This window comes from Hyphomicrobiales bacterium, from assembly GCA_016710435.1.
Classification (GTDB): domain Bacteria; phylum Pseudomonadota; class Alphaproteobacteria; order Rhizobiales; family Aestuariivirgaceae; genus Aestuariivirga.
This window is the reverse complement of record JADJVV010000007.1, coordinates 1-9,668: the sequence shown is the minus strand read 5'-3', so window position 1 is coordinate 9,668 and position 9,668 is coordinate 1. Positions and strand designations below refer to the sequence as shown.

Annotated in this window: 13 protein-coding genes and 1 pseudogene; all 14 read left to right on the top strand. The window is 63.1% G+C overall.

What is annotated here, in order from left to right:
* Positions 1-17 precede the first annotated feature (17 nt).
* Positions 18-450: pseudogene (locus IPM06_17605) on the top strand (hypothetical protein).
* A gap of 50 nt (positions 451-500) precedes the next feature.
* Complete coding sequence (locus tag IPM06_17600; protein ID MBK8772220.1) at positions 501-770, top strand: hypothetical protein; 270 nt, start codon at positions 501-503, stop codon at positions 768-770.
* Positions 767-1,210, top strand: a complete 444-nt coding sequence (locus IPM06_17595; GenBank protein ID MBK8772219.1) for a hypothetical protein — start codon at positions 767-769, stop codon at positions 1,208-1,210. Before IPM06_17600 ends, IPM06_17595 begins: the two co-directional genes overlap by 4 nt.
* A 61-nt stretch (positions 1,211-1,271) precedes the next feature.
* A complete protein-coding gene (locus tag IPM06_17590; protein MBK8772218.1) occupies positions 1,272-1,448 on the top strand; it encodes a hypothetical protein in 177 nt (58 codons plus the stop codon).
* 110 nt (positions 1,449-1,558) lie between these two features.
* Positions 1,559-2,905 carry a hypothetical protein gene (locus IPM06_17585; GenBank protein MBK8772217.1) on the top strand — a complete coding sequence of 449 codons (1,347 nt, stop codon included), beginning with the start codon at positions 1,559-1,561 and terminating at the stop codon, positions 2,903-2,905.
* A gap of 9 nt (positions 2,906-2,914) precedes the next feature.
* A complete protein-coding gene (locus IPM06_17580) occupies positions 2,915-3,886 on the top strand; it encodes a hypothetical protein (protein ID MBK8772216.1) in 972 nt (323 codons plus the stop codon).
* On the top strand, positions 3,883-5,061 hold the full coding sequence (locus tag IPM06_17575) for a hypothetical protein (protein ID MBK8772215.1): 1,179 nt from the start codon (positions 3,883-3,885) through the stop codon (positions 5,059-5,061). The genes IPM06_17580 and IPM06_17575 overlap by 4 nt, the downstream gene beginning before the upstream one ends.
* On the top strand, positions 5,058-5,297 hold the full coding sequence (locus IPM06_17570) for a hypothetical protein (GenBank protein MBK8772214.1): 240 nt from the start codon (positions 5,058-5,060) through the stop codon (positions 5,295-5,297). The genes IPM06_17575 and IPM06_17570 overlap by 4 nt, the downstream gene beginning before the upstream one ends.
* A gap of 176 nt (positions 5,298-5,473) precedes the next feature.
* A complete protein-coding gene (locus IPM06_17565; protein ID MBK8772213.1) occupies positions 5,474-6,292 on the top strand; it encodes a hypothetical protein in 819 nt (272 codons plus the stop codon).
* Positions 6,204-6,623, top strand: a complete 420-nt coding sequence (locus tag IPM06_17560; GenBank protein MBK8772212.1) for a hypothetical protein — start codon at positions 6,204-6,206, stop codon at positions 6,621-6,623. Before IPM06_17565 ends, IPM06_17560 begins: the two co-directional genes overlap by 89 nt.
* Positions 6,624-6,818: 195 nt before the next feature.
* On the top strand, positions 6,819-7,730 hold the full coding sequence (locus IPM06_17555) for a N4-gp56 family major capsid protein (protein ID MBK8772211.1): 912 nt from the start codon (positions 6,819-6,821) through the stop codon (positions 7,728-7,730).
* 56 nt (positions 7,731-7,786) lie between these two features.
* Positions 7,787-8,218: a hypothetical protein gene (locus IPM06_17550; protein ID MBK8772210.1), complete on the top strand. Its 432-nt coding sequence runs from the start codon at positions 7,787-7,789 to the stop codon at positions 8,216-8,218.
* Positions 8,219-8,221: 3 nt separating this feature from the next.
* Entirely contained in the window at positions 8,222-8,509 is a 288-nt protein-coding gene (locus tag IPM06_17545) for a hypothetical protein (GenBank protein ID MBK8772209.1), read from the top strand.
* A gap of 32 nt (positions 8,510-8,541) precedes the next feature.
* Positions 8,542-9,072, top strand: coding sequence for a hypothetical protein (locus IPM06_17540; protein ID MBK8772208.1), 531 nt, complete (start codon positions 8,542-8,544; stop codon positions 9,070-9,072).
* The last annotated feature ends 596 nt before the right edge of the window (positions 9,073-9,668 follow it).

Here is a 9,668-nt window from a genome sequence, read left to right as displayed (position 1 = left end):
CCCCAAGGAAGTGAAAGATGACGGCAAGACTGGCGGCGGCCTCACACTCAGCATCACGTTCGCGGCCAAGCCCCGCAGCAAGTAGTATCAACCCGAGAAGCACTAACCAGACCAGGAGAATTGACACGAGCATAGACGAACAGGCAATCGAAACCGAAATCCAAGGCCCCGAACGCGCCGCGACTCTACCCGAGAAGATTGATGCCGTGATCACCGGCGAGGACTACCACGTCTTCCCGCACGACGCTGACGGTGTGCTGCCTGCGGCTGCGCAACGGCTTCACCGTTACCGGCGAGAGCGCGGCGGCGAGCCCTGAGAACTTCGACGTCGATCTGGGCAAGAAGATCGCCCGCAGCAACGCCCGCGACAAGATTTGGGCGTTGGGGGCCACTGCTCCGCGAACACCTTTTCAGTCGGCAGGAAAACTAGCACGGCATGCAAAAAACTAGCGTGACGTGCAAGACCCCCGCAGCACCCAACCACCACAAGGAGAACTAGCATGAACACCGCAACCCATGAAGCCCAACTGAAACTGGCAGCCGCCCGCCAGGCCCTGGACGACGCCGCCAGCCGCGGCTTCCCCGCCGCCAACCAGCCCCACCTGACCGCCGCGTGGCGGGCGGCAGAGGCCGAACTCTACGCGCTGTCCGACGTCAACACGGCGCCCGACGAACCGCCTGCTGATGGCGCCGACTTGACTCTCAGCCCCGAGGCCGAGGCAGAGTTGAGCGCGGGCCTTGTCTCCGACGAGCCCGACGAGCCGGCGTGAGCGTCGTAGCCTGGGACGGCAAGACGATCGCCGCCGACAAGCGCGCCATGTGCGCCGGCGCGCACTTCACCACGACCAAGATCCGGAAGATCAAGCGAGCCGACAGGTTCCCGGAGTACCTGGCCTGGACCGGTGACCAGGACTCCGGCGAGCTGATGGCGTCGTGGTACGAAGCCGGCGCCGATCCCACCGCGTTCCCGGCGTGCCAGAAGGACAAGGACTCGTGGGCACGCCTGATCGTGGCTGACCAGAACGGCTGCAAGTTTTATGAACGCCAGCCGGTAGCCGTCCGCGTCGAGGACAAGTTCTCCGCCTGGGGCTCCGGCCGTGACTTCGCGCTGGCGGCGATGTACCTCGGCAGTACTGCCCGCCAGGCAGTCGATGTGGCGGCCGCGCTGTCCTCGGAGTGCGGCAACGGCGTCGATTATTTCCACCTATGACAGCCCGCATGATCATCCACCCGCGCTGCCTCCACGGACCGCCGCCGGCGCCCTGGAGGCGGTGCTGCACGCCCATGGCTTCGCTACCGGCGAGCTTGCTGTCGGCCCGCCCGGCGAGCGCGGCTACTGCGACCTCGTGCGGCTGATCGACAAGGATGGCGACACGCTGACTCTGGAGCGCATGGACGGCCACCGGTTCGAGCACCGCATCAACACCGACGAGCCGCAGGTGGCGTGATGCTAGACATCAAGGCGTCATTCCCCCCAGTCGTGTCGGCGTTCATGCAAAGTGACGCACGCATACGGCATATCTGCGGGCCTTTCAGGTCCGGGAAAAGTTCCGGGTCCATGGTCGAGTTTATTCGGCGCTCTGCCATGCAGAAGCGCGGACCTGACGGCTACCGCCGGTCGCGCTGGATGTGTATCCGCAACACGATGCCCGAACTCCGGGACACCAGCCTGCGCACGTTCCTCAATTGGTTTCCGAGCGGAACCATCGGGTATTGGAAAGAGACAGGCAAGACGTACTTCATTGAGGTCGACGACATACGCGCAGAAGTCCTCTTTCGGGCGCTAGATACCGCCGACGACGTCAAAAACCTACTCAGCCTCGAAGTGACAGGAGCATATTTCAACGAAGTGCGCGAGATTGACCGCGCCATCATTGAAGGCGTTGACGGTCGCATCGGACAGTTCCCCGCGATGAAAGACGGTGGGCCGTCGTGGTACGGCACATGGGCGGATACGAACCCTCCTGAAGAAGGCTCTTACCTGCACTCGATGTATGAGGGGCTTGATCCCGATCGTCCGAAGGAGAAGAAGGCGAACGGCTGGAAGGTGTTCAAGCAGCCCGCCGCGGTTATCAAGGGCGCCGACGGCATGTGGCATACAAACCCGCTCGCCGAGAATCTCAGCAACCTCATTCCGGGGTACTATGAGAACCAACTAATTGGAAAATCGGACGAATACATCCGCGTAAATTTGGGCGCTGAATATGGCCGGAGCAAAGGCGGGCTTCCGGTTCACCCGCGATTCTCACGCGACCTGCACGTAGCCAAGAACGATCTCATACCAGACCCGAACAACCTCCTGCTCTTATCGGCTGACTTCGGTTTGACTCCAGCGATGGTGTTCAAGCAGCAAAACGCCTTCGGCCAGGTTCTCACACTTGACGAAGTCGCGATGTTTGGTGTCGGCCTGGAGCGCTGCATCGAAGAGAGCGTGTTGCCGCTGATTCGCCGCAGATTCGACGGCTTCGAGATATTCGTGACCGGCGATCCAGCGGGCGGAACGGGGTCGCAGAACGACGAAGTTTCGTGCGCCGACGTGTTTCGCAGATACAAGAACAAAGGGCTCGGCAAGGTAAAATTTGCGTGGTCTAATGCTCCGCTCGTGCGGCAGGGCGCGACCGACCACTTCCTCAGCATGATCGTCGACCGCGGCATGCCAGCGTATTTGGTCGATCCGCGATGCGAGGCGCTGATCCGTGCGCTTGGCGGCGGCTACATGTTCAAGAAATATAAGGACGGCCGCAGTTCAACCGACGTGGATAAAAACGACCACAGCCATATAGGGGACGCGAACGGCTACGCGGACATGTACTTCGAGCGCGGCGGCCGTCGGAAAGCCGAAAACACCGAACGCAGTACCATTCGCCCCCCCGCGAACGTTAATCCGTACGCCACACCGCGCTAAGGAAAAATCATGGACACCCCAACCCTACCCCCTGCCATCAACGACGACGCACTCAACAGGCTCGGCCGGCGCATCTTCGGCCTGTGGCCAACGCACGTCAGCGACCGCCGCCAGATCGAAGAACGCTGGATGAAGAACCTCTATCAGGTGCGGAAGATATATGACCCTGAAGTGCTGAGTATGATACCGGCGGATAGGTCAAAGGCATATCCCGGCATGACGGCGTGGATGGTGCGCGGCACAATTGCAAGGTTAATGCAAATGCTCTGGCCACAGACCGAGAAGAACTACGGCGTGCGGGCGTCGCCGCTGCCCGACCTGTCGACCGAGCAGTTGCAGCAGGTACTCGACAGTCTGGTGCAGGAGAAGGCGCAGGGCGGCGACGCCTCGCAAGTCGAACTCAGCGACGCCGAAATCGAGAAGGGCATCCGCGAGTTCGCCAAGGGTAAGGCCGAGTCGATGGAGAAGAAGATCGACGACGACCTCCAGGAGATGGAGTTCGTCACGCTGGCGCGCAAGGTCGTGCGGTCGGCGACGATCTACAACATCGGCATACTGACGGGGCCGTTCCACAAGAAGGTAAAGGCGCGCACCTGGCGGCGCGACGTCAACACCGGCGCCTACAAGGCCGTAGAAGTCGACAAGTACAAGCCGCTGTTTGAGTTCTTGCCGGTGTGGAACCACTACCCCGACATGACGGCTACCGACCTGACGAAACAGGACGGCAAGTTCGACAGGCACATCATGACGCGCGCCGAGGTAGAAGAACTCGCGCAGCGCCCCGACTTCATCGCGACGAGGATAACCGACTACCTGGAACGCAACCAGTCGGGCAACTACAAGGCACAGTGGTGGGAGTCCGTGATGAAGGGCGAACCCAAGAGTGCGCAGGCGGCGATCTCCGGCAAGGAAAGCCGAAAGTACGAAGTGCTGTCGTACTGGGGGCACGTCACCGGCACGAACTGCGCGGCGCCGGCGTGACTATCGCCGACGCCGACCTCGGGCGATCGTTCCACAGTAACGTGTGGATGATCGACGACGTCACCATCAAGGCGAAGTTGGCGCCGCTTGGCGAGACTGTCCAGCACCACCACATCTTCGTGTTCGAGGACGACGACCTGTCCATCCTCGGCAACGGGCTGTGCGACACGCTGCGCGACTCGCAGGTCAGCCTGAACGAAACGGTGCGCGCCGCCCTCGACAACGCCGGCGTGATCGGCCCCATGGCGGAGATCAACACCGACATGCTGACGCCGGGCCAGTCCATGGCACTCAGCAAGCACAAGTCGTGGCTGCGCGAGAGCAACGGCGGCCAGTCCGACGCCATACCGGCGGTGCGTAACGTCAGTATCGACAGTCACATCCACGAGCTGCTGCCGCTGATCCAGTTGTTCCTGAGCTTCGGCGACAAGGAGTCCGGGCTGCCGCCGGCGTCGCTGGGCGACACGTCGGGTGGCGGCAGCGAGGCGCTTCGCACGCAGCGCAACGCCAGCATGTTCCTCGGCGCCGCCGCGCTGCCGGTGCGCGACACCGTGCGTAACTACGACACCTTCACCATATCGATGATCTCGGCGCTCGTGGCGTGGAACAAGAAGTACGACGCCGACCAGAGCCGCGACGGCGACCACAACATCATTGCCCGCGGCTCGACGAGCCTGATCGCGAAGGAAGTGCTGGCGCAGTCGCTCGCCGAGTTCAAGGCGAGCCTGACGCCAGACGAGCTGCCGTACATCAAGCCGCGCGCCCTGCTGATCGAACGCGCGAAGGCCAACGACATCCCCATCGACGACCTGATGGAGGACGAGGACAAGGCCGAGCAGATCATCGAGCGGAACGCTCAGCAGCAGGCCGCCATGGCCCAAGGCCAGATGGACCTCGTCACCGCCCAGGTCAAGGAGGTTCTCAGCAAGGCGCTGGAGCACGAGGCCAAGGCATCATCCGAGCAGGCGGCGGTCGGAACGACGGTGTTGCAGACCATCATCGACGCCATCAACACCAGCAACAAGCACAGCGTCGACCGGGCCAAGACGCTGGTGGCGGCACATGCGGCCGACACGAGCCGGCAGGTCGGGCACGCGCAGGCCCTGACGGCAGCACACGGCGCCGATACGGCGCGGCAGGCGGCTAGCAGACCAGCGACAGGGGCAGCGACATGAACGTGATAAGGCAGGAACAACACAAGATCGAGCTGAGCATCTTCTTGTGCCGAAACGAAGGCGGGCTACAGGCCATGCGTGACTGGCTGTACTTGCGACAGGCCCGCATCAATACGGAGTGGATTGGCATGGCGGGCGACGACTTGATCCGAGAACAAGGCGAGGCGCGCGTCGTGGCCCGGCTGATAAAGCTGATCGACGACGGCCCCGCCATCAAACAACTACAGGGAGCATGACATGGCAACTGACAACAACGATTTCGACGCCGCGTTCGCGGAGGTAGTCGCCGCGATGGACGCGGCCCCCGCGCCGGCACCAGCACCTGAGCCCGCGCCGTCTCCCATGCCGACTCCCGCGCCGACTCCAGCACCTGAGCCAGCGCCCGAGCCCGCGCCGGCGCCGGAGGCCGCCCTTGAACCGATCGAAACGCCAGCACCTGCCCCCGCGCCAGCACCTGCCCCCGCGCCAGCACCTGCCCCCGCGCCAGCACATGCCCCCCGCGCCAGCACCTGCCCCTGCGCCGGCGCCGGCAGAGACGCCGGAAGCCAGGGCGGAGCGCGAGGCCCTGGAGGAAAGTATCACGCCCTACGCGCCGACCGAGGACGAAGTCGCGGCCCTGGAGCAGTTCAGGAAGGAGTTTCCGAGCGAGGCCAAGGCCATCGACGCCCGCCTCAAGTCGATCGACCGCGACATAAACGCCAGGGTATACAAGGCCGTGCAGAAGTTCGCCGAACAGATGGAGGCCCGGCTGGCGCCAGTTGAGAACACGGTGACGACATCAGCTATCGAGGCCCACGTTGCCGCCCTGCACGCCGCGCACAGCGACTACGACGCCGTGATCGCGAAGGTCCCGGCGTGGATCAAGACGTTGCCGTCGTACGCGCAGGCTGGCGCGCAGGCGGTGTACGACCGCGGCACGACGCAGGACGTGATAGCCTTGGTGAATGACTTCAAGAAGGCGACTGGAGTAGCCACCCCGGCCGCGCCTGCACCAGCGCCCGTTCCGAAGCCGCCTCCTGCTGGAGCCGAAGACCTGACGCCGGTCGGCTCGCGGCGCGTCGCCGTGACGCCGAGGGGCACCCCGGACCCCAATGACTTCGCGGGGGGAAGCTGGCGCCGGCATCACTTCCGGTACCGGCACCGTGTATCGATCCAGTGTCACGAAAGACAACGGACTCATTACCACCACGATCCTCATCGATCTCACGGGCCTGGCGTCATCCACTACTGACCTCGACATCATCGGCGTCGGCACCAGTCCGGCGCACATCGGTCAGGTCTCCGTCGCCCGCAGCGGCACGCTACTCAGCGGCAGAATGACCTGCCTTGAAGTCCCCGCCGGCGGCGTCGCCGACATCGACCTGTATTCCGCCACCGAAGGCACCGGCGTGTTCGACGGCGGCGTCGCCGCCCTCACCGAGACCGCGCTGATCACTGCTGGCGGCAACTGGACTCTGGCTTTGGTTAAGGCGATTGCTCAGCCGGCCGCGACGAGCCAGTATCTGTATTTGACCGGCGGCGCCGCCGCACGGCCGCCACGTACACGGCCGGCAAGTTCCTGATCGAGCTGCAAGGATACGACGCCTAAGACCGACCGCATCATGCCGATTCCATAGGTGAGCCGGCAGAGGACGCTAACAACACCCAAACTCACCGAAAGGAAACACCATGACCACCGCTCTCCTGACGTCCGGCGACATCTCCAATCGCACGGCAGCGTATGCCATTGCCCCCTCCTGAAGCGCCACGACGCCGACATGGTTCTGGAGAAGTTCGGCCAGACGTTCGTGATGCCTACCAATTCGACGAACGTCGCCAAGTTCCGGCGCTACGAAGCCCTGCCGTTGGCTACCACGGCGCTCGTCGAAGGCGTGACGCCCAGCGGCACCAAGCCGACCATCACTGACTACACGGCCACGCTGGAGGAATTCGGCGACTTCATCCCGTATTCCGGCTTCATGCAGGACACCCACGAAGATCCGCTGCTCAAGGAGTTTTCGTCGCTGTGCGTGCAGCAGGCGGCTGAGACGGTCGAGACGCTGCGCTGGAACAAGATCAAGGCCGGCACGCAGGTCGGCTACGCCAACGGCGGCATCACGACCGTCAATACGCCGATCACCCTGGCTGCGCAGCGCACGGCGACCGCCGCCCTGCTCCGCCAGCGCGGCAAGTATATCAACGAGATCGTGTCATCCAGCCCGGACTTCCGTACGGAACCTGTCGAGGCCGGCTTCGTTGCCATCCATCACCCCGACGTGACCAACGACATCCGCAACATGCAGGGCTACATCCCGGCCAAGCAGTACGCCGGGCAGACCAAGCTGTTCCCTGGCGAGCACGGCTCCGTCGAGGACGTGCGGTACTGCCGCAGCGTGTTGTTCACGCCGTACCTCGGCGCGACCGGCGTGTACGGCGGCGCCTCGACCACGATGCGCAACACCGGCGGCTTCGCCGACGTGTATCCGGTCATCTACATGGGCAAGGACTTCTATGGCATCGTGCCGCTGAAGGGGTCGAACGCCATGTCGCTGATCGCCCACAACCCTGGCTCGTCCGGCACCGCCGACCCGCTGAACCAGCGCGGCACGCTGGGTTGGAAGTGCGCACAAACATCGTTGATTTTGAACGATTTGTGGGGGTATCGTCTTATGGTGGCCGTCACGCTGTAATCCACTCTGCTTGGGGCTACGGCCCCTGTGCCGAATTAACTTTTTAGGAGACTCACATGACCACCCCTACCAATCTGTCCAACATCAACGGCGGCCCCGTCCAGCGCACGCAGGGCTCGATCAGCGGCACTTACACGGCGGCTTCCGACGTGTCCACAACGGCCAACGCCAGCATCGCCGCCGGCGTGATGACGCTGACGCTGGGCTTCGTCCCGACGTACTTCAAGATCACCAACATCACCGACCGCATCACCCAGGAGTGGTACAAGGGCATGAACTCCGGCGACTACCTCGAAACCGTCGCTGCCGGAACTCGCACCCTTGAGACCGACGACAAGATCGTCGTCGCTATCCGCACCGGCACCGGTGGTTCTGCCAGCCAGTCCGGCGGTTCGGCCGACACGTCGCCGAGCGGCGTCGTGACCGTCACGTTTGACTCCGGCATCTGCACGGACAACGATACGGTAGTGTGGTTGGCCGAAGGCTAAACCATGTCCGATACCTACCGCGTCTCGATCGAACGTCTGGAGAACGGGTTTGAAGTAACCGTGCCAGACGTTCCCGCGATCGAGGCGGCGAAAAAGGCGGCGAAGAAGAGTAGTGGTAAGGGCGGCGCAGAGCTGTGCAGCCCCTACACCGGCAATATGACCAAGAGCTACGCGGCGGCGACGGTGCCGGACGTGATCAAGATCATCGAGGCTGCGCTCAAGAGCATCCCGCAGCAAGAGTTTGAAAGTGCGTTTGCCGAGGCCTCACGCATGGCGAACGAAGAAGATTGACTCCCCCACACCTAAAAACAGGAGCCTGAATCATGAGCAAACTGAACGACAAATTCACCGGCACGCCGGAAGCCGACGAGACTGAAGCCCAGCGCGTCGCCCGCCTCCGCATCAAAGCCGAAACGCAGGCCGCGCAGGAGTTCGACGAGGACGCCGTCTACGCCAAGTTCCTCGCCGAGGCCCGCGACAAGCGTATGAAGGTGCTGTCTGGCGACGACGTCGAGTTGCCCACCGACACGCGCGGTTTCCCGCTGGATTACGACAAGATTGAGATCTTCCGCGGCCAGAACAAGCAGGACCTGCCCCAGGTGCCGCTGTCGTTGGGGCCTGTGTATCAAAAGTCCCTCGCGGCAGGGGAAGTGATTGTCCCGCACGCCTTCGTGGAAGGCCGCCTGGCGTTATGTGTCGAAGATATAACGATCCAGAGCCAGGGCGGGTACGTCACGCGACCAGTACAGCGATTCCCCTATTCTTTCAAGTCCAAGGCTACGCCGGAAGAGTACAAGGCGTTCCAAGAGAAGGAAAAAGAACAGCAGTTGCGCGAGACCGCCCAAGCGGCGTAAGGAGCTGTTATGACGCTTGAGGATATGCTGGCGTACTGTGCGTCGGAAGTCCTCGACGACCGTACGGAACTCGTGGAAGGCGACAACGACGACTTGTGGTCGGATGCGTTTTCGTGTCGCCAGTTCAACGAAGCCTCCAGAATCCTCGCAAGACGCGCGTCAAGAGGGCAATCGTCGAGTACGGCGTCGCGCCGGCCGGCATCATAACGCTGCGCACCGGCGTGTCGTTGTAGCCATCTCCATCCCAGTGTTCTAAGAGTTTTCGACAGCACGCCGCAAACCAGGACCGCCGTTTCTTGGCCGCACGGAAGACGCGCCAGCTTCACACACGAGCCTGGGAACCCCATACCCGGGTGACGTGTTCAACGCCGTCGAGTACGGCATGGCAGCCAGCTTGGCCAGGCGGCTTTGTCCACGCTGTCTGGCGCCCCCCTTCGTGATCGCCTCTGATGCGGGGATGCGCACCGTCCGCGTGTTTCACCCACGTCGGCCCAGAACGGCCTACGTAGCGATTTTAAGGCGGGGCTGCGGTCAACGAACTCACGCTTGACGACGTCGAAGCCGAGCTGCGAGGTTCCCGCCGAATTCCACCTGCA